Origin of the sequence: Micromonospora sp. C28ISP2-4 (assembly GCF_030519385.1) — a bacterium.
Taxonomy (GTDB): domain Bacteria; phylum Actinomycetota; class Actinomycetes; order Mycobacteriales; family Micromonosporaceae; genus Micromonospora; species Micromonospora tulbaghiae.
In genome coordinates, this window is record NZ_JAUMKG010000007.1 from 527284 (window position 1) to 545360 (window position 18077).

Below are 18077 nucleotides of genomic sequence, written 5' to 3' on the forward strand. Positions count from 1 at the left end.
CCGAAAGGCTTCCGCCGATGGCCGAGCACGAGGTGGAGACTTCCGCGGCGACCGCGGTGGTCGATGCCGGTCCGGCCGACCGGCTGGGCGCCGACGGGGTGCTGGCCAGGGTCCGGGCCGGTACGGGCGAGTTGACCGGGGCGCTGCGCCGGGTCGCCGAGCACGTGCTCAGCGACCCGGAGGCGGCGGCCCGTGCCACAATCGTCGAGCTGGCCGAGCGCAGCGGCACGTCACCGGCGACCATCACCCGGTTCTGCCGGGCGATGGGCTTCGAGGGCTACGCCGACCTGCGGCTCGGCATCGCCGCCGAGACCGGGCGGGCGCGCTCGGCGGGCTGGACCGTCGACATCGGACGGGAGATCCAGCCGGGCGACCCGCTGTCCCGCGTGCTCGACCAGATCATGGCCGCCGACACGCGGGCCATGCACGACACCGCCGCACTGCTCGACCTGGCCGAGGTGGAACGCGCGGCGGTCGCCATCGCCGGGGCCAGCCGGGTCAACATCTTCGGGGCCAGCGGCAGCGCGCTCGTCGGCGAGGAGATGCAGTTCAGCCTGCACCGCATCGGCGTCGCCGCGTGGGCCTGGAGCGACGTGCACGAGGGACTGGCCAGCGCCGCACTGCTCGGTGCCGGGGACGTCGCACTCGGCATCTCGCACACCGGGCAGACCCGGGAGACCATCGAGCTGCTCGCCGAGGCCGGCAGCCGTGGCGCCACCACCGTCGCGCTCACCGGCTTCCCCCGCTCGCCGCTGGCCGAGCTGGCCGACATCGTGCTGGTCACCGCCAGCCAGGCCACCACGTTCCGGCCGGACGCGCTCTCCGCCCGGCACCCGCAGCTCGTCGTGCTCGACCTGCTCTACATCGCGGTGGCGCAGCGCACCCACGACCGCGCCCACGCGGCCTTCCGGCGTACCGCCCAGGCCGTCGACGGGCACAAGGCCGCCAAGGGGGCCCTCTCATGATCAGTGCCCAGCGGTACGCCGACGCGGTCCGCCCGGTGCTCGACCGGCTGGTGGACAGCCAGGCCGTGGCGGTGGACCGCGCGGCCGACCTGATCGCCTCCGGGCTGCGCGCCGGCGGCGTGCTCCAGGCGTTCGGCGCCGGCCACTCCGAGGCGTTCGCCGCCGAACTGGTCGCCCGGGCCGGCGGTCTGGTCCCCGCCAACCGGCTCTCCCTGCACGACCTCGTGCTGCACGGTGACGCGCCCCGCGACGTGCTCGCCGACCCGAAGCTGGAACGCGACCCAGCCGTGGCGCACCAGCTCTACGCCCTGGCGGCGCCGCAGCCGGGGGACGTGTTCGTGGTCGCCTCGCAGTCCGGCATCAACGGCTCGGTCGTCGAGCTGGCGACGCTCGTCAAGCGCGGCGGCCACCCGTTGATCGCTGTCACCTCGGTCGAGCACACCGCCCGGGTAGCTCCTCGGCACCCCTCCGGGCACCGGCTCGCCGACCTCGCCGACGTCGTGCTGGACAACGGCGCGCCGTACGGCGACGCACTGCTGCCGCTCGAGGGCGGCGGCGCGGTCTGTGCGGTCTCGTCGGTCACCGCGGCGCTGCTGGCGCAGCTGCTGACCGCCGAGGTCGTACGACGGTTCCACCAGGCCGGAGAGGTACCCCCTGTCTACCTCTCCGCCAACGTCCCCGGTGGGGACGAGCACAACCTCGCCCTCGAGTCGCGGTACGCCGGGCGTCTCCGGCGAACCGCCTGACCCGACCCACAAGGAGAGACAAGATGTCGGTTTCCCCCGAGAAGTTCGGCGACGTCAGCCGTCGGACCCTGCTGCGGCGCGCCGCGGCGGCCGGTCTGCTGGCCGTACCGGCGGCGGGTCTGCTGAGCGCGTGCGCCGGCAGCGAGCCGAGCAAGTCCGACGGCGGCGGCGCGGCCAAGAGCAAGGACAACCCGTTCGGCGTCAAGGACGGCAGCGCGGTCAAGGTGGTCGTCTTCAACGGTGGCCTGGGCGACCAGTGGGCCAAGGAAGACAAGGTCATCTTCAACGCCAAGCACCCGAACGTCACGGTCAACATGTCTTCCACCCAGAAGATCAAGACCGAAGAGCAGCCCAAGATGGCGACGCAGCCGAGCGATCTGGTGATGAACTCGGGCGCCGACATGATGGACCGCAGCACGCTGATCAACGAGGGCGCGATCGAGCCGCTGGACGACCTGCTCACCGCGCCGGCCTGGGACAGCGAGGGGACTGTCGCCGACAGCCTGCTGCCGGGCACCGTCGCCGACGGTACGCAGAACGGCAAGTTCTACGTCGTCAACGTCGCGTACACGGTCTGGGGCAACTGGTACAACGCCGCCCTGTTCAAGAAGGAGGGGTGGACGGCGCCGACCACCTGGGACGAGTTCTTCGCGCTCGCGCCGAAGATCAAGGCCAAGGGCATGGCGCCGTACGTGCACGACGCGGTGCACGGCTACTACCCGCGCTGGGCGCTGTTCGCCAGCATCTGGAAGGCCGTCGGCAAGCAGGCCGTCGTCGACATCGACAACCTGAAGGACGGCGCCTGGAAGGCCGACGGCATCGTCGCGGCGCTGGAGCCGTGGGAGAAGCTGGTCAAGGACAGGCTGCTGCTGCCGGGCAAGCTCGACCACACCCAGTCGCAGCAGGCGTTCCTGGACGGCAAGGCGGCGTTCATCCAGGTCGGCACCTGGCTGAAGAACGAGATGGCCGCGACCATCCCGCCGGGCTTCGAGATGACCATCTCCGACTACTGGAGCAAGAGCGGGGACAAGGCCGCCAAGGACGTCTTCGCCTCCTCCGGCGAGGGCTTCGTGGTGCCGAGCAAGGCGCCGAACAAGGAGGCCGCGAAGGAGTTCCTGCGGGCCATCCTCTCCAAGGCCGGTTCGGCGAAGTTCGCCGAGCTGACCAAGTCGCTGGCCTCCACCAAGGGCTCCGGCGACAACGTCCAGGACACCGCGCTGGCGTCGGCGAACTCGCTGATGAAGAACGGCACCTCGGACCTGATCTCGGTGAAGTTCCCGGACTTCTACGCCGACCTGGACAAGGAGAGCCAGAACCTCTCCGAGGAGCTGATGGCCGGCCGCCTGACCGCGCAGCAGTTCGTCGACAAGATGCAGGCGGCCGCCGACAAGGTCGCCAAGGACTCGTCGATCAAGAAGCAGACCCGCACCGCCTGATCACCGCGAGGAAGTGAGTCCAATGCGGCACGGAGTCGCGCGTTTCGTCACGGGCTTCCTGGCCCTGCCCGTCGCGCTGTACCTGTTCTACGTGGTGTGGCCGTTCGCCCAGGCGGCGGGATACTCGCTGACCGACTGGGGCGGGTACTCCGATTCCCAGCGCTTCGTCGGGCTGGACAACTACGTCCGGCTGTTCTCCGACGAGCTGATCCGGAAGGCGTTCTGGCACAACGTGTTCTTCCTGGTCACCGTGCCGCTGTTCACGATCGCGCTGGCCCTGTTCCTCGCGTTCCTGCTCAACGTGGGCGGACGCGAGGACAGGGCCGGCATCCGCGGGGTGTTCGGCTCCGGGATCTACAAGGTCATCTTCTTCTTCCCGCAGGTGCTGTCGCTGGTGGTCATCGCCGTCATGTGGCAGCAGATCTACCGCACCGACGGGCAGGGCCTGATCAACGGCCTGCTCATCAAGATCGGGCTGGTCGACGCGGACAACCCGATCGCCTTCACCGCCGATCCGGAGCCGTTCCTCGGCGTACCGGCGGTGCTCTGGTGGCTGCTGTTCATCGCGGTGTGGAGCGGCGCCGGCTTCTACATGGTGCTGTTCTCCGCCGCGATGCAGTCGATCCCGAAGGACATCTACGAGGCCGCGATCCTCGACGGCGCGGGCCGGTTCCACACGTTCTTCAAGGTGACGCTGCCGCTGCTGCGGGACAGCATCTCGGTCGCCTGGGTCTATCTGGGCTTCATCGCGCTGGACATGTACGCGCTGGTCTTCGTCATGACGCCGAGCCAGGGCGGGCCGAACCACGCCAGCGAGATCTTCGCCTCGGTGATCCAGTTCAACGCGTTCCAGAAGGGCCAGTTCGGTTACGCCTGCGCCATCGCCGTCGCGCTGGCCATCTTCACCATCCTGCTGGCCGCGCTCCAGCTTCGGATCACCCGCCGTGAGCGGATCGAGTACTGAGGAGGTCTGGACGATGAGCACTGTGACCCACACCTCCGGCCCGGCCCGGTCCGACACGGCGCCGCCGGACCGGCCGCCCGCGGACCGGCGGGACGTCGGCAACGGCTTCGGCGGCCGGATCTTCAACGGCTTCTCCCACCTGTTCCTCGCGGTCTGGGCGATCATGGTGGTCTACCCGCTGCTGTGGGTGGTGATGTCGGCGCTCAAGACCGACTCCGAGGTGATCCGCGAGCCGCTGTCGCTGATCCCCGACGCGTTGCAGTGGGACAACTTCGCCCGCGCCTGGACCGCCGGGATCGACAGCTTCTTCCTGAACACGCTGCTCGTGCTGGTGTTCAGCGTGACGCTGACGATGCTGCTCGGCTCGATGGCGGCGTACGCCCTGGCGCGCTACGAGTTCCGCGGCAACCGGCTGATCTACTGGATGTTCCTGTCCGGGCTGACGCTGCCGATCTACCTGGCCGCGGTGCCGCTGTTCAAGGGCGTCTACAACACCGGGGTCAGCCTCCCGCTGCTCGGCCCGAACAAGCACCTCATGCTGATCCTGGTCTACGTGGCCTGGTCGCTGTCGTTCACGATCTTCTTCATGCACTCGTTCTTCCGGACGCTGCCCGACTCGATCGCCGAGGCGGCCCAGGTCGACGGGGCCTCGCACACCCGTACGTTCTTCAGCGTGATGCTGCCGATGGCCAAGCCGGGCCTGATCAGCATCGGCATCTTCAACGTGCTCGGCCAGTGGAACCAGTGGTACCTGCCGACGCTGCTCATGCAGTCGGTCTCCGGCGAGCCGAAGAACCAGGTGATCGCCCAGGGGCTGATCGAGCTGTCGGTCAACCAGGGCTACAAGTCCGATTGGTCCGGACTGTTCGCCGGGGTCACGATGGCGATGCTGCCGGTGCTGATCGTGTACGTCGTCTTCCAGCGCCAGGTGCAGTCCGGCCTCACCGCCGGCGTCGGCAAGTAACCCCCCGCGTGTAAGGAAGGACCCCTTCTTAACGCTCAGCGTTAAGAAGGGGCCCTTCCTCTACCGGAGGCGTTAACAGGGGGCCCTTCCTTACACGCGGAGCGTGTCGGTGGCACCGGGCAGAATGGCGTCCGTGCTGGTGGCGGTGGTGGCGGACGAGCGGGGCGGCGGCGTGCTGCAACCGCTGCACGCCGACGGCACCCCGGCCGGCCCGGCCGAGGAGGTCGCCGACCTGGCCGCCGCCGTGGCCGCCCGCGAGGCCGCCGGGCGCCCCCGCTGGCTCTGGGCCGCCTGGGCGGGCGTCTACCCGGCGCTGCTGCGCGCCGGGGTGCGGCTCGACCGCTGCCACGACGTCGAGCTGACCGAGGCGCTGCTGCTCGGGCACGCCGGCCGGTGGGGCGAGCCCCGCGCGCTGCCGGCCGCCTGGGCCCGGGTCACCGGCGCGCCGGTCCCGCCGGACCCGGCGCCCCGCCCGCCCGAGCCGCCGGGCCACGCCCAGGCCGCGCTGTTCGAGCCGCCGTCCGGCCCGCCGGGTCCGGGCATCACGGCGTTGACCCGGGTGTACGCCGACCAGCTCGCCCGGATCGCCGCGACCACCCATCCCGGCCGGTTCCGGCTGCTGGTGGCCGCCGAGTCGGCGGGCGCGCTGGTGGCCGCCGAGATGGGCGCGGCCGGGCTGCCCTGGCGCGCCGACGTGCACGACGCGATCCTGGCCGACCTGCTCGGCGAGGCGTCACCGGTCGGCGGGCCGCCGCGCCGGCTGGCCGAGTTGCAGGCCCGGATCGCTGACGCGTTCGGCGTACGCCAGGTGCACGCCGACTCGCCCGCGGAGCTGTTGCGGGCGTTCGCCCGAGCGGGCGTGGACCTGCCGAACACGCGCGCCTGGGTGCTGCGCGGGGTGGAGCACCCGGCGGCGCCGCTGGTCCTGGAATACAAGGAGCTGTACCGGATCTGGACGGCGCACGGCTGGGCCTGGCGCGACGCCTGGGTCTCCGGCGGCCGGTTCCACCCGGAGTACGTGCCGGGCGGGGTGGTGTCCGGCCGGTGGGCGACCCGGGGCGGCGGGGCGTTGCAGATCCCGAAGGTGATCCGGCAGGCGGTGGTGGCGGACCCGGGCTGGACGTTCGTGGTGGCCGACGCGGGTCAGCTCGAACCGCGCGTGCTCGCGGCGGTCTCCGGCGACGAGCGGCTCGCCGCGGCGGGCGGTGCCGGTGACCTGTACGCCGCGCTGGCCCGGGACGCGTTCGCCGGTGACCGGGCGAAGGCCAAGGTGGCCCTGCTCGGGGCGATGTACGGGCAGACCGGCGGGGCGGCGGTGCCGGCCCTGGCGGTGCTGCGGAAGAACTATCCGACCGCGTTCGGCTACGTGGAGGCGGCGGCCCGCACCGGTGAGGCGGGTGGGCTGGTCCGGTCCTGGCTGGGGCGTACCTGCCCGCCCGGGTCGGCGGGGTTCGCCGAGGGGGAGGAGCCGTTGCCGGAGGGCGGGGCCGATCCGCACAGCCCGTCGGCCCGGGCGGCCCGTTCGCGGGGGCGCTTCACCCGCAACTTCGTCATCCAGGCCACCGCCGCCGAGTGGGCCTCCACGCTGCTGGCCACGTTGCGCACCGAGCTGGCCGGGACGGAGGCGGAGCTGGTCTTCTTCCAGCACGACGAGGTGGTGGTGCACTGCCCGGCCGGGCAGGCGGCGGCGGTCGCCGGGGCCGTCACCGCCGCCGGCGGGCGGGCCACCCGGCTGCTGTTCGGCGACACCCCGGTCCGGTTCCCGCTCGACCTGTCTTCAGTGGACTGCTACGCGGACGCGGCATAGTCACGCAATTTTCCGTTTTGCCCCGCTACCCGCCCCCGGCCGCGCTCGTTGGGTCCGGTGTGCGTACGACGGGACGGACCGGGCGGCTGTGCCCGGTCCGTCCCCAGATCGAGGGGGCACCGCTGAACCGGATCGCTGCAATGATCATCGCCGCCGGTGGCGGCCGCCGCATCGGCGGACCCGAAGCGCTGCTGCACCAGGGCGAGAAGCCGCTGGTCAGCCAGATGATCGACACGATGGCCGAGGCGGGCTGCGCACAGGTCGTGGTGGTCCTCGGCGCGGCGGCCGAGCAGGTGCGGCAGACCACCGACCTGAGCGGCGCCACAGTCGTGGTCAACCGCGCGTGGGGAACCGGCGTGGGCTCCTCGATCCGGGCCGGGCTCGCCGCGCTCACCGACGACGACATCGAAGCCGTGGTCGTGGTGCCGGTGGACATGCCCGGGCTCACCGCGGCCGCGGTCCGCCGGGTCACCGCGCTGCCGTACCCGGACGTGCTGGTCTGCGCCACCTACGACGGACTGCGCGGCTACCCGATGCTGTTCGGCCGCCGGCACTGGTCCGGCATCGCCACGCTGGCCAGCGCCGACGTGGGGGCGCGGCCGTACCTGCTGGCGCACAAGGACCAGATCGTCGACATCGCCTGCGACTCGGTGGCCGACGGCAGCCGGATCGACAGCCCGGAGCTGATGGCGCTCTACGGCCTGTCCATCCCCGAACAGCGCGTCGGCGCCTGAGGCGCGCCCGCTGTCGGATCCGGATGCCACGATGCCGTCATGGCCTACGACGAGGACCTGGCGAACCGGGTACGCGAACGCCTCGGAGGCGAGCCCGGCATCACCGAGCGGCGCATGTTCGGCGGCCTGGCGATGATGCTGCGCGGCAACATGGCGGTGGTCGTGCGCGGCGCGGGCGGCCTGATGATCCGGGTCGACCCGGCCGAGGCCGAGCGCGCGCTGGCCGAGCCCGGCGCCGAGGCGACAGTCATGCGGGGCCGGGAGATGCGGGGCTGGGTCACTGTGTCGCCCGATGCCTGCGAGCGCGACGCCGATCTGGCCCGCTGGGTCGACCGTGGCGTCCACTTCACGCGCACCCTGCCGGCGAAGTAACGCGACCGCGGGGAAATCCGGCTGCGCGCCCGGACCCGTCCGGCCTAGGCTCCGCCTGCCTCCGACGACGGCGGCGGATCGGAGACGGACAGATGGCGGTTCACCTCTACGCGGTCAGCCTCGACGCGGGCGACCCGCGGCGGCTCGCGCGATTCTGGTCCGGGGTGCTCGGCCGGGAGATCCTCGACGACCCGCGCGAGGGCGTGGCGCTGGGCCCGGACGCCCACAGCGACTTCCGCATCCGCTTCCTGCCCAGCGATGCGCCGAAGACCGTGCAGAACCGCGTGCACTTCGACCTGACCAGCGCGTCGCCCCAGGCCCAGCAGGAGACGGTCGACCGCGCGCTGGCGCTGGGCGGGCGGCACATCGACATCGGTCAGGGCCCGGACGAGGACCAGGTGGTGCTCGCCGACCCCGAGGGCAACGAGCTCTGCGTCATCGGGGCGGGCAACACCTTCCTCGCCGGCTGCGGCCGGCTCGGCGCGGTCAACTGCGACGGTACGCGGGCAGCAGGCCTCTTCTGGAGCGGGGCGCTGGGCTGGCCGCTGGTCTGGCACCAGGACGAGGAGACAGCGATCCAGTCGCCGCGCGGAGGCGCGAAGGTCACCTGGAGCGGCCCGCCGCTGATGCCCACCGGCGGGCGGGACCGCGTACACCTGGATCTGGTCGCGGACGGTGACCGGGACGCGGAGATCGACCGGCTGGTGGCGCTCGGCGCGACCCGGGCCGGTACGGGAAAGCACACCGCCGACGACGTGGTGCTGGCCGACCCGGACGGCACCGAGTTCTGCCTGCTGACAGCCCGCTGAGGCGGGTGCGGCCCCGGGGGACCGCACCCGCACCGGTCAGCGCAGCCGCAGACTCGGCTCCAGCGTGACCTCGAACAGCCGGTCCCACGGCAGCTCGACCCGCACCGCCGCGACCCGGTCCAGCGTCGCGGTGAACGTCTTGCGTCCGCGTACCCCGAGCACCAGTTCGTGCCCGGCGAAGTGGTCGGCGAAGTACCGCTCGGTCAGCGGCACCAGCCGGTCGCGTACCCAGCCGTCGAAGTAGCGCTTCTGCTCGGCGGTCAGCGCCAGCGGATCCCAACCCTGCGCGGGCGTGCGCGTACGCGTCGACCTGCACCACGTTCTTCCACGGGTCGTCCTTGACGAACCGGTAGAGCAGGTACTCGGCGTGCGCCTGGGCCGGTCCGCGCAGCTCCGGCACGCCGAAGCCGCTGCCGGAGGAACGCAGGTATGCCCACCGCGCGGTGCCGTGCGCGAGCGCCAGCCCGAGCGCGTTGCCGCCGGTGTTCCACCCCGAGTACGACAGCAGCGCCGGCAGGTCCAGGCGGGCCTCCATCCGGGACACCAGGTCGTGGTCGCCCTTGTTGACGATCAGCGGGTCCACCACGATCACCGGGGTGCCGGCGGCCAGCAGTTCGCCGATGCGGCCGACGAACGCGTCCAGGTCCGCGCCCCGCTGCCCGGTCGTGGCCGACGGGGTGTTCACCGCGAGGACGATGTCCGCGTCGCCGGTCACCACCCGGCCGCCCACCGAGGTGACGTGCCGGCGGATGTTCTCCGCGAACGGGATGCCCTCCAGCGCGGCGGTCCAGCCCTCGCCGGACACCCCGGCGTACTCCACCCGGTAGGTGGGCGCGGCACCGGCGGCGACGACCCGCGCGACGAGCAGCGCGTCGACCTCGTCGGCGCCGGGGAAGATCTCCACCCGGTCGCCGACGCCGAGCCGCGCCACCAGCGCCTCCAGTTCGACCCGCTCGGCGCGGGCCAGGCCGACCGGCGCGGTGTCGTCCTCGGAGAGCACCAGGTGGCTGATCGTCCCGTCCGCGACCCACTCCACCATCAGCCGGTTGACCTGGTGGTTGCGTGCCCGCGCGGCCAGATAGTCCTCGACCACGGCGTCGGGGATGCGCGCCCGCACGGCGTCGAGCTGGCCGCGCAGCGACTCCTGCCCCAGGTTGACCACCTGGTCGTACAGCTTGGCCCACTGGACCAGCAGGTCACGGTAGTTGTCCAGGTCGGTGCCGGTGCTGGTGACGGCGAGCCGCTGGATCGTGTCGTGCACCTCGATCACCGCGTCGGACCGGCGTGCGCGCAGCCGCCGGATCGCCTCCAGGTTGCGCAACGCGTCGGCCAGGGCCGGTGCGGCGGTACGCGAGGCGATCAGGCCCCCGTACGCCAGCATGCTCACCGAGATCACGTACCCGTCGACGCCGTCGGTGCCGTCGAGCCAGCGGGCGATGCCGGCGCCGTCACCGGGGGTGAAGAAACGGCCCAGCAGGTTCCGCGGCGGCAGCAGCACCTCGGCGTCGGCGCTCGCACCGGTCATCTCGGCGCAGTACGTGTTGACCGGCCGGTCGTCCAGCGGCACCAGCGCCACGCTGGGTCGCCGGCCGGCGGGCCGGGCGAACGCGGGGCCGCCGAGGGCGACGGTGGCCAGGCCGGCCGCGCCGGTGGCCGCAAGAAGGGTTCTTCTCTTCATCGATGCTCCCTTTTCTCCGGCGCGCTCGCCGCCCGGGGGGTGGCCGGAACCAGCCGGCGGGTGATCCACAGCGGTGAGGTGACGGCGTTGCCCGTCACCACCGCGTGGGCGCCCGCCTCGAAGGCCCGGCTGATCTGCTCCGTGGTCCGGTAGCGCCCTTCGGCGATCACCGGTACGGGCAGCAGCGCGGCGAGTCGCGCCACGAGCCCGAGGTCGGGCCCGTCGATCGGTGGGCCGGCCGGCGTGTAGCCGGACAGCGTGGTGGCGACCGCGTCCGCGCCGGCCTCGACGGCGGCGACGCCCTCGGCCACCGTGGCGACGTCGGCCAGGACCAGCGCGTCGCTCTGCTCGTGCACCGCGCGGACGGTGTCGGCGAAGGTCCGGCCGTCGGGCCGGGGACGGTCGGTGGCGTCCACCGCGACGACGTGCGATCCGGCCCGCGCCGCTTCGAGGGCGTGCCCGGCGGTCGGGGTGATGAACACGCCCTGCGTGCCGTGCTTGTACAGCCCGATCACCGGCACGTCGACGGCGGCGCGTACCGCCCGTACGTCGTCGGGGCCGTTGACCCGGACCGCCACCGCGCCGCCACGGACCACGGCAGCGGCCACGCGGGCCTGGACGTACGGGTCGCGCATCGGGTCGTCCGGGTCGTCGGGCAGGGGCTGGCAGGACACGACCAGCCCGCCGGCCAGTTCGTCCAGGACACTCACGTGCTGGTCCCTCCGTCGTGGTGGTTCGGTGCGGTGGCGAGCCGGGCGGCGCCGACCACCACCGCGTCGGCGCCCAGCGCCGCGGGAAGCAGCGGCACGTGCGCCCAGCCGCCGGGTAGCTCCGCCCGGTAGGCGGCAGTCGCGGCGGGCAGAAGGGTGCCGGCGGCGCCACCGGCGACCAGGACCGCCTCGGGGTCGAGCAGGGCGACCAGCCCGGCCAGTGCCGCGCCGAGCGCGGCGCCGGCCCGCTCGACGACCTGCCGGGCGGTCGCGTCACCGGCCGCCGCGCGCCGCGCCACCTCCCGCCCGGCCACCGGGTCACCGCCGGCCAGCGCGTACGCGGCGGCCAGGCCGGTGCCGGAGGCGATCGCCTCCAGGTGCCCGTACCGGCCGCAGCCGCAGCGCAGCCGGTGCGCGCCCGGGACGGGCAGGTGCCCGAGCTGTCCGGCCGCGCCCCGGGCGCCGCCCTCGACCCGCCCGTCGTTGACGATCGCGCCGCCCAGCCCGGTGCCGACGGCGGCCAGCAGCACGTGCCCCCGGCCCCGTCCGGCGCCGGCCCAGCACTCGCCGAGCGCCGCCGCGGCGACGTCGTTGGTGACGCGCACCGGCCGGCCCAGTCGCGCGGCCAGCTCGTCGGCGACCGGGGTGCCGGCCCATCCGGACAGGCTGTCGGTCGCGTACCGGACGGCGCCGGTCGCCGGGTCGACGGTGCCCGCGGTGCCCACCCCGACCGGCCCGGGGCCGGCGGCGGCGAGCAGGTCCGCGGCCAGGCCGGCGGCGGTGTCCAGCACCGCGGCCGGCCCGCCGCGCGCGGGGGTGGGCGCCTCGCGGCGGCCGAGCACCCGCGCGCCGGGACCGACCAGGGCGGCGGCGGTCTTGGTGCCGCCGATGTCGATCCCGACGACCGGCTCGGTCATCCCTTCAGACCGGTGTGCGCGAGGCCCTCGACGAACTGCTTCTGCGCGACGACGAACACCGCCAGCACCGGCAGCGCGGTCATCGACGCCGCCGCGAGCTGGACGTCCCACATCGGACCGCCGTACGCGTCGACGAACTGGGTGAGCGCCTGCGGCAGCGTGAACTTGTCCGGCGAGGAGAGGAACACGATCGGTTCCAGGTACAGGTTCCAGCTGTGCAGGAACGTGAAGATGGCCACCGCGCCGAGCGCGGGCCGGGACAGCGGCAGCGCGATCTTCCAGAACGTGGCGAAGCGTCCCAGCCCGTCGACCCGGGCCGCCTCCTCCAGCTCACCGGGGAGGCTGATGAAGAACTGCCGCATGATGAACGTCGCCAGCACGCTCGGCGCCCCGAAGATCGGCACCAGGATCAGCGGCCAGTGCGTGTCGATCAGGTCGAGCTTGAAGAACATCTGGAACAGCGGCACGATCGTCACCTCGCTCGGGATGAGCAGGCCCGCGAGGACGACCAGGAACAGCACGTTCTGCCCCCGGAACCGGATCCGCGCGAACGCGTACCCGGCCAGCGACGCCACGGCCAGCGTGCCGACGGTGACCAGCAGCGCGATGTAGAGGCTGTTCAGGTACTGCTGCCCGAACGGTTGCAGCTCGAACACCCGCCGGTACGCGTCCAGCCGCGGATCGGTCGGCAGCAGCTGCGGCGGGAAGGAGAAGATGTCCGCCACCGGCTTCAGCGACGAGGTGACCATCCACCAGGTGGGGAACACGAACGGGACGGCCAGGACCATCAGCACCCCGTAGAGCACCAGCTTGGTCCGCCGGGACAGGTCACGATTCATGGAAGACCCACCTCTTGCGCATCTGCCACTGCAGCACTGTCAGCGCGAGCACGATGACGAACAGCAGGATCGACAGCGTCGCGCCGTAGCCGAAGTGATGGAACTGGAAGGCCTGCTGGTAGAGGTAGTAGACGAGCACCGTGGTGGAGGTGCCGGGCCCACCCTGGGTGAGCACCGCGATCTGCGCGAAGACCTGCAGCGAGCCGACCACCGTGATGATCGACGTGAGCATGATCGTCGGGCTGATCAGCGGCACGGTGATCCGCCAGAACTGGCGCATCCGGCTGGCGCCGTCCACCTCGGCGGCCTCGTACAGCTCGGCCGGCACGCCCTGAAGGGCGGCCAGGAACAGCACCATGTTCAGGCCGACGTTCTTGAACACCTGCACGACGATCACCGACAGCATCGCCGTGCCCTCGCCGCGCAGCCAGTTGGGGCCGTCGACGCCGATGGTGTCGAGCAGGCCGTTGACGCCGCCGTTGTCCTGCAGCAGGAAGCCCCAGACGATGGTCCACGCGACGAGCGAGACCACCACGGGGGAGAAGAACAGGGTGCGGAACACGATGGTGCCGCGCAGCTTCTGGTTGAGCAGGACGGCCAGCAGCAACGCCAGGCCGAGGTTGAACACGACCAGGCCGACCGAGAACAGGCCGGTCGACCGCAGCACCGGGCCCAGGTTGGGGTCGTCGGCCAGCGCGGCGTAGTTGTCGGTGCCGATGTAGTCGAAGCTGCCGGCCAGCACGTTCCACTCGTGCAGGCTGTACCAGACCACGAGGACCAGCGGCAGGATCACGAAGACCACGCTGCCGAGCAGCTGCGGGGTGATGAACAGGTATCCGGTGAGCTGGTCCCGGCGGCGGGTGGTCCAGAACGGCCGGGCCCGGCCCGGGGCGGGCCCGGCAGCTGCCGGGCCCACCCTGGTGTCCGTCTGGGTCATGATCCTCGGCCCTACTTCGCCAGCAGCGGCTGGATCTTGGAGCAGACGCCGTCGAGTACGCCCTTGACGTCCGCGTCCGCCTTCCACAGCGGGTCGAGCGCGGCACGCACCTGCTGGCTCAGCTCGGCCTGCCCGGAGTGGCTGGGCTTGACCGTGCCGTTGGTGATGCCGTCGATGACGACCTTCTGCAGCTGCTCCGGCTTGAGCTGCGGGTTCGTCTTGGCCAGCGTCTCGGCGGTCAGCTGGGACTGCCGCGGCGGCGGGAAGAACTGGGCCAGCTTCGCCGAGTTGGTGGGGTTGGTGAAGAAGGCTAGGAAGTCGGCGGCCTGCTCGGCGTGCGGGCTCTTCTTCATCACGCCGATGCCGGCCTGGCCGACCACCGCGTACGGGCCCTTCGGGCCGGCCGGCAGCGGGACCAGGTCCCAGTCGAAGCCGTTCTCCTTCAGCAGCGAGGCACGCGAGATCTGGGTGACGGTCATGGCCGCGTCACCGGCGAAGAAGTCAGCGGTCGTGCCCGGCCCGGGCAGCGCCTTGCCGGTGAAGATCGCCTTGTGCAGCGTGGTCATCGCCTCGACCATCTCCGGGCTGTTGAACCCGCAGCTGCGGCCGTCCTCGCTCCACGCCTGGGCACCCCAGCCGGTCCAGAACGTGGCCAGGTTGTCCCAGCCCTTGTAGTCGAAGTCGCGGACCACGAGCCCGGCCTTGCCCGACTTCGCGGCGGTGGCGCCGGCCGCGGCGAGCGCGGTGTCCCAGTTCCACTGCCCGGCCGCGATCAGCTCGGCCGGGGTCTTCTGCCCGGCCTTCTTGAGCATGTCGTTGTTGACGAACACGCCGAACGGCGAGGTCGAGAACGGGTACGCGAAGAGCTTCCCGTCGTTCTGCCACAGCTTCAGCGTGGCGGGGGACAGGTCGTCGTACTGGTAGCCGTCGGCCTTCTTCAGCGTGTCGTCGAGCGGGCTCAGCGCACCGGAGGCGACGAAGTCCGGAGCCGAGTTCTCGAAGATCCAGGCGAGGTCCGGAGCGTTGCCGCCGGCGATCTGCGTGGTCAGCGTCGTGGTGTAGTTCTCGAACGGCAACGGGTCGAACTTGATCTCCGCGACGTCCGGGTTGTTCTTGCGGTACTCGTCGGCGATCTCGTTGAACAGCTTGAGGTGCGCCTCGTTCGCCGACCAGACGGTCATCCGCAGGCTCGCCGGACCGTCGTCCTTGGCGTCGCCGCCACCGCCGCAGGCGGTCAGGGCGAGCACACCGGTCATGGTCGCCGCGACCAGGCCGGACAGTCTTCCGTATCTCACTTTCTTCTCCTCACCGGGGGTTCAGTAGCCCGCGATCTGCGGCCAGCGGCATTCCACGCCGGCGGCCGAGATGCGGTCCGTGAATTCGGCCAGCAGGCGGGGGGTGCCGCGGACCGCGCGCGGGGACTCGCCCCGCGCAAGGCAGAAGTCGGCCAGCAGGCCGGCGACCTCACCGACGTTCCACTCGACCGGGTGCAGTCGGTAGCTGCCGTTGGTGATGTGCGTGGTACCGATGTTCTTGCCGGCCGGCAGCAGGTTCTCCATCCGCTGCGGGATGAGCGCGCCGAGCGGGATCTCGAACGGGCAGGAGCCGACGTCGATGTAGTTGTCGCCGCCGGTCGACGGGTGCAGGTCGATGCGGTACATGCCGACACCGATCGAGTCGGGGTAGCTCACCGCGCCGTGCTCGCCGCGTACCGCGAGGGAGAGGTCCTGCTCGACCACCGTGTACTCGGCGCGGATGCGGCGCGACTCCCGGATGTAGGGCGCCTGCGCCAGCCCGTCGGGGCTGCCGGTCACGTCGCCGCGCAGCCGCAGTCCCGGGTAGCCGGTGCCGCCGTCGGGGCGGGGCGCCTCGGTCTGCAGCCAGTACAGGACGGAGTACGACAGCTCGCGCGCCTGGGACAGGTGCCAGGACGCGTTCGGCACGTCGATGACCGGGCCCTCGAAGTAGTCGATCATCGGCCAGTTGACGAGCGTGATGTCGCTGCCGTACGCGCCGTCGACGAAGTTGCGCCGCGCCGCGATGCGCCGGAACGTCCACAGGTTGCCGTCGCCCGGGTTGAGCCGCTGGTCGGCGTTGACGCCCAGCGGGTCGTCGTCCGGGTTCGGCGTGAAGCTGCGCTCGACGATCTCCAGCGTGCGCGGGTGCGGCGACCGCCAGGACAGCAGCCGGTCGCCCCAGAAGTCCGGCTTGTAGTCGCGCCAGAAGTCGTAGCCGGCGGGACGGTCGATGGTGTGGTCGCCGTCGACGTGGTCCAGCGCGAAGCAGACGGACACCGCCTGCATGTTCAGCGGCTGCGCCTCGGCGGGCGCGCTCGGCTCACCGGTCTGCGCCTGCGACTCGAACCCGGTCACGTACTCGGTGCCGGTCAGCGGCAGCAGCTCACCGGTCTCGGTGGCGTCCAGGACGTACGGCGCCTCCACCTCGATCCGCTCGTCGCGGTCCCGGTGGGCGAGCGTGACGCCGGTGACCCGGTCGCCGTCGGTCTCGGCCGCGACCGGCCGGTACGGCTGCAGCACCGTCAGCCGCCCGGACCCCCGGTACGGCGCGAGCATCTGCTCCAGGACCGCGACCGCCACGCGGGGCTCGTGGCAGAGCCGGCTCACCCAGCCGGCGCCCGGGTTCAGGTCGGTCCACGCCCGGGACCGCTCGGTCAGCGGGTAGTGGCGGCGGTAGTAGTCGCGGATGCCGTCGCGCAACTCCCGGTAGCTCGCGGTGGCGCCGAACTGCTCGATCCAGGAGTGCTCGTCCGGCGGGACCGCCTGGCTGGTGAGCTGCCCGCCGAGCCAGTCGAACTCCTCGGTCAGGATGACGGACCGGCCGGCACGGGCCGCGGCCAGCGCCGCGGCGACACCGCCCAGTCCGCCCCCGACGACGAGGACGTCCGCACGCATTAGTACCACTTGCTTCCTTCCAGTTGCGCGGCCGGGCGTGTCAGCGCCGGTCGGCCGCCGATCCAGGGACGCCGAGGGTGTCGCCCTCGACGAGTTCGCAGGGCAGGAGCCGCTGCTGGAGGCCGCCGGCGCTGCCGTCGATGACGCCGGTCAGCACCTCGACGGCCTGGCGGCCCATCTCCTCGCGCGGGATGCGGAACCCGGTGAACGTGATGTCGGTGGGCACCGGGACGGTCGGGTCGCCGAGGGTCACGACGGACAGGTCACCGGGCACGGTCAGCCCCTTGTGGCGGGCGGCCGCCTCCAGCGCCACGGCGGTGGCGAAGTCCTCCACGAAGGCGACGGTGCTGCCGTCGGCCCGCAGGTCGTCCACTGTGGCGTCGGCGGTCTCCGCCGTCGCGGTGATCTGGCGGGCGCTCTCCGCGCCGGTCGCGCCGGCGCGGAAACCGCTGCGCCGGTCGTGCGACGACTCCGCCGAGGTGCCCATGCCCACGTACGTCAGGCGCCGGTGCCCCAGCTCCACCGCCCGCTCGGCCAGCCGGTGGACCGCGCTGGCGTAGTCGGCGCCCACGTAGGGCACGGGGCCGCCGGCGTCGTCGCGGCGTCCGACGGCGACGTAGGGGAACCCGTCGCGGTTGAGCCGGAGCAGCTCCGCGCCGTCGATCTCCCGGCCGAGCAGGATGCAGCCGTCGGCCAGCCGCAGCCGGTTGTCCTGGTGGAAGATGCGCCGGCGGCCGTCCACCACCGGGGCGCTGGTGAACAGCAGCAGGTCGCAGCCGACTCGTTCGGCGTACTCCTCGATGCCGAACAGGAACGGGTGGAAGAAGTCCCGGCTGCCGCTGGGGAAGGCGGGCTCGTAGGTGAAGACGCCGATGATCCGGTTGAACCCGGAGGCGAGGCGGCGGGCGGCCGGGTCGGCGGCGTATCCCGTCTCGGCGATGACCTGCAACACCCGGTCCCGTGTCTCCGGCGCGATCCGGACGTCGGCGTCGGTGCGGTTGTTGAGCACCAGCGACACGGTCGCCTGGCTGACGCCGGCCATGCGCGCGATGTCACGCTGGGTGACACGCCTGGGGGGAGGGGTCACGTCGATCCTTCCACTTCCGCTAATGCGTATTAGCGATCGGTCGGGATGGAGCCTCTCTGCTCTCCCGGCGTCCTGTCAAGGGGTGGCCGGAAGATTTCCAACCGATGAACTCCCTGATGTAATGCGGATTAGCAACCGCGCACGCCGCCGCCCGGCGGATGTTCGGGCGGGCTCTTGACAAGGGTCGACCGGACGCGCGA

General features: G+C 72.0%; 16 protein-coding genes and 1 pseudogene. 9 read left to right on the forward strand and 8 right to left on the reverse strand.

From position 1 onward, the window contains the following. Positions 1-17 precede the first annotated feature (17 nt). From Q3W68_RS25900 to Q3W68_RS25940, 9 genes are all read left to right on the forward strand, one after another. Positions 18-965 (forward strand): MurR/RpiR family transcriptional regulator, encoded by a 948-nt coding sequence (locus Q3W68_RS25900; protein ID WP_120569014.1) that lies wholly within the window; start codon positions 18-20, stop codon positions 963-965. Then, on the forward strand, positions 962-1711 hold the full coding sequence (locus Q3W68_RS25905; protein ID WP_120569015.1) for an SIS domain-containing protein: 750 nt from the start codon (positions 962-964) through the stop codon (positions 1709-1711). Before Q3W68_RS25900 ends, Q3W68_RS25905 begins: the two co-directional genes overlap by 4 nt. A gap of 23 nt (positions 1712-1734) precedes the next feature. Next, a complete protein-coding gene (gene ngcE / locus Q3W68_RS25910; RefSeq protein WP_302907918.1) occupies positions 1735-3147 on the forward strand; it encodes an N-acetylglucosamine/diacetylchitobiose ABC transporter substrate-binding protein in 1413 nt (470 codons plus the stop codon). A gap of 22 nt (positions 3148-3169) precedes the next feature. Beyond that, a complete protein-coding gene (locus Q3W68_RS25915; RefSeq protein ID WP_120569017.1) occupies positions 3170-4111 on the forward strand; it encodes a carbohydrate ABC transporter permease in 942 nt (313 codons plus the stop codon). Between the two features lie 13 nt (positions 4112-4124). Beyond that, entirely contained in the window at positions 4125-5075 is a 951-nt protein-coding gene (locus Q3W68_RS25920) for a carbohydrate ABC transporter permease (RefSeq protein WP_302907919.1), read from the forward strand. Positions 5076-5178: 103 nt separating this feature from the next. Next, positions 5179-6882, forward strand: coding sequence for a bifunctional 3'-5' exonuclease/DNA polymerase (locus tag Q3W68_RS25925; protein WP_302907920.1), 1704 nt, complete (start codon positions 5179-5181; stop codon positions 6880-6882). 140 nt (positions 6883-7022) lie between these two features. Next, positions 7023-7616 (forward strand): NTP transferase domain-containing protein, encoded by a 594-nt coding sequence (locus Q3W68_RS25930; protein ID WP_120569019.1) that lies wholly within the window; start codon positions 7023-7025, stop codon positions 7614-7616. A 39-nt stretch (positions 7617-7655) separates the two neighbouring features. Then, the gene (locus Q3W68_RS25935) at positions 7656-7988 is read left to right on the forward strand and encodes a TfoX/Sxy family protein (protein ID WP_302907921.1); all 333 of its coding nucleotides are present in this window, start codon (positions 7656-7658) and stop codon (positions 7986-7988) included. 92 nt (positions 7989-8080) lie between these two features. Beyond that, the gene (locus Q3W68_RS25940; RefSeq protein ID WP_302907922.1) at positions 8081-8797 is read left to right on the forward strand and encodes a VOC family protein; all 717 of its coding nucleotides are present in this window, start codon (positions 8081-8083) and stop codon (positions 8795-8797) included. A gap of 340 nt (positions 8798-9137) precedes the next feature. On the opposite strand, the pseudogene Q3W68_RS25945 reads toward Q3W68_RS25940, so the two are convergent. The 8 genes and pseudogenes from Q3W68_RS25945 to Q3W68_RS25980 form a co-directional block, all read right to left on the reverse strand. Beyond that, positions 9138-10475, reverse strand: a pseudogene (locus tag Q3W68_RS25945) (DUF4127 family protein); the annotation flags it as partial. Further along, positions 10472-11185: an N-acetylmannosamine-6-phosphate 2-epimerase gene (locus Q3W68_RS25950; protein ID WP_302907923.1), complete on the reverse strand. Its 714-nt coding sequence runs from the start codon at positions 11183-11185 to the stop codon at positions 10472-10474. The gene Q3W68_RS25950 and the pseudogene Q3W68_RS25945, both read right to left, overlap by 4 nt. Further along, positions 11182-12102, reverse strand: coding sequence for an ROK family protein (locus Q3W68_RS25955; protein WP_302907924.1), 921 nt, complete (start codon positions 12100-12102; stop codon positions 11182-11184). The genes Q3W68_RS25950 and Q3W68_RS25955 overlap by 4 nt, the downstream gene beginning before the upstream one ends. Next, entirely contained in the window at positions 12099-12941 is an 843-nt protein-coding gene (locus tag Q3W68_RS25960) for a carbohydrate ABC transporter permease (RefSeq protein WP_302907925.1), read from the reverse strand. Before Q3W68_RS25960 ends, Q3W68_RS25955 begins: the two co-directional genes overlap by 4 nt. Then, the gene (locus Q3W68_RS25965; RefSeq protein ID WP_302907926.1) at positions 12931-13878 is read right to left on the reverse strand and encodes a carbohydrate ABC transporter permease; all 948 of its coding nucleotides are present in this window, start codon (positions 13876-13878) and stop codon (positions 12931-12933) included. The genes Q3W68_RS25960 and Q3W68_RS25965 overlap by 11 nt, the downstream gene beginning before the upstream one ends. A gap of 11 nt (positions 13879-13889) precedes the next feature. Next, positions 13890-15173, reverse strand: coding sequence for an ABC transporter substrate-binding protein (locus Q3W68_RS25970; RefSeq protein ID WP_302907927.1), 1284 nt, complete (start codon positions 15171-15173; stop codon positions 13890-13892). Positions 15174-15194: 21 nt separating this feature from the next. Continuing rightward, on the reverse strand, positions 15195-16790 hold the full coding sequence (locus tag Q3W68_RS25975) for an FAD-dependent oxidoreductase (protein ID WP_064445379.1): 1596 nt from the start codon (positions 16788-16790) through the stop codon (positions 15195-15197). A 40-nt stretch (positions 16791-16830) separates the two neighbouring features. After that, positions 16831-17877, reverse strand: a complete 1047-nt coding sequence (locus tag Q3W68_RS25980; RefSeq protein WP_302907928.1) for a LacI family DNA-binding transcriptional regulator — start codon at positions 17875-17877, stop codon at positions 16831-16833. Between the last annotated feature and the right edge of the window lie 200 nt (positions 17878-18077).

Excerpts from the sequence above, each read along its gene's own strand:
- Q3W68_RS25900 (WP_120569014.1), top strand. The coding sequence starts at position 18 with ATGGCCGAGCACGAGGTGGAGACTTCCGCGGCGACCGCGGTGGTCGAT.
- Q3W68_RS25905 (WP_120569015.1), top strand. The coding sequence starts at position 962 with ATGATCAGTGCCCAGCGGTACGCCGACGCGGTCCGCCCGGTGCTCGAC.
- ngcE (WP_302907918.1), top strand. The coding sequence starts at position 1,735 with ATGTCGGTTTCCCCCGAGAAGTTCGGCGACGTCAGCCGTCGGACCCTG.
- Q3W68_RS25915 (WP_120569017.1), top strand. The coding sequence starts at position 3,170 with ATGCGGCACGGAGTCGCGCGTTTCGTCACGGGCTTCCTGGCCCTGCCC.
- Q3W68_RS25920 (WP_302907919.1), top strand. The coding sequence starts at position 4,125 with ATGAGCACTGTGACCCACACCTCCGGCCCGGCCCGGTCCGACACGGCG.
- Q3W68_RS25930 (WP_120569019.1), top strand. The coding sequence starts at position 7,023 with ATGATCATCGCCGCCGGTGGCGGCCGCCGCATCGGCGGACCCGAAGCG.
- Q3W68_RS25935 (WP_302907921.1), top strand. The coding sequence starts at position 7,656 with ATGGCCTACGACGAGGACCTGGCGAACCGGGTACGCGAACGCCTCGGA.
- Q3W68_RS25940 (WP_302907922.1), top strand. The coding sequence starts at position 8,081 with ATGGCGGTTCACCTCTACGCGGTCAGCCTCGACGCGGGCGACCCGCGG.
- Q3W68_RS25955 (WP_302907924.1), bottom strand. The coding sequence starts at position 12,102 with ATGACCGAGCCGGTCGTCGGGATCGACATCGGCGGCACCAAGACCGCC.
- Q3W68_RS25960 (WP_302907925.1), bottom strand. The coding sequence starts at position 12,941 with ATGAATCGTGACCTGTCCCGGCGGACCAAGCTGGTGCTCTACGGGGTG.
- Q3W68_RS25965 (WP_302907926.1), bottom strand. The coding sequence starts at position 13,878 with ATGACCCAGACGGACACCAGGGTGGGCCCGGCAGCTGCCGGGCCCGCC.
- Q3W68_RS25975 (WP_064445379.1), bottom strand. The coding sequence starts at position 16,790 with ATGCGTGCGGACGTCCTCGTCGTCGGGGGCGGACTGGGCGGTGTCGCC.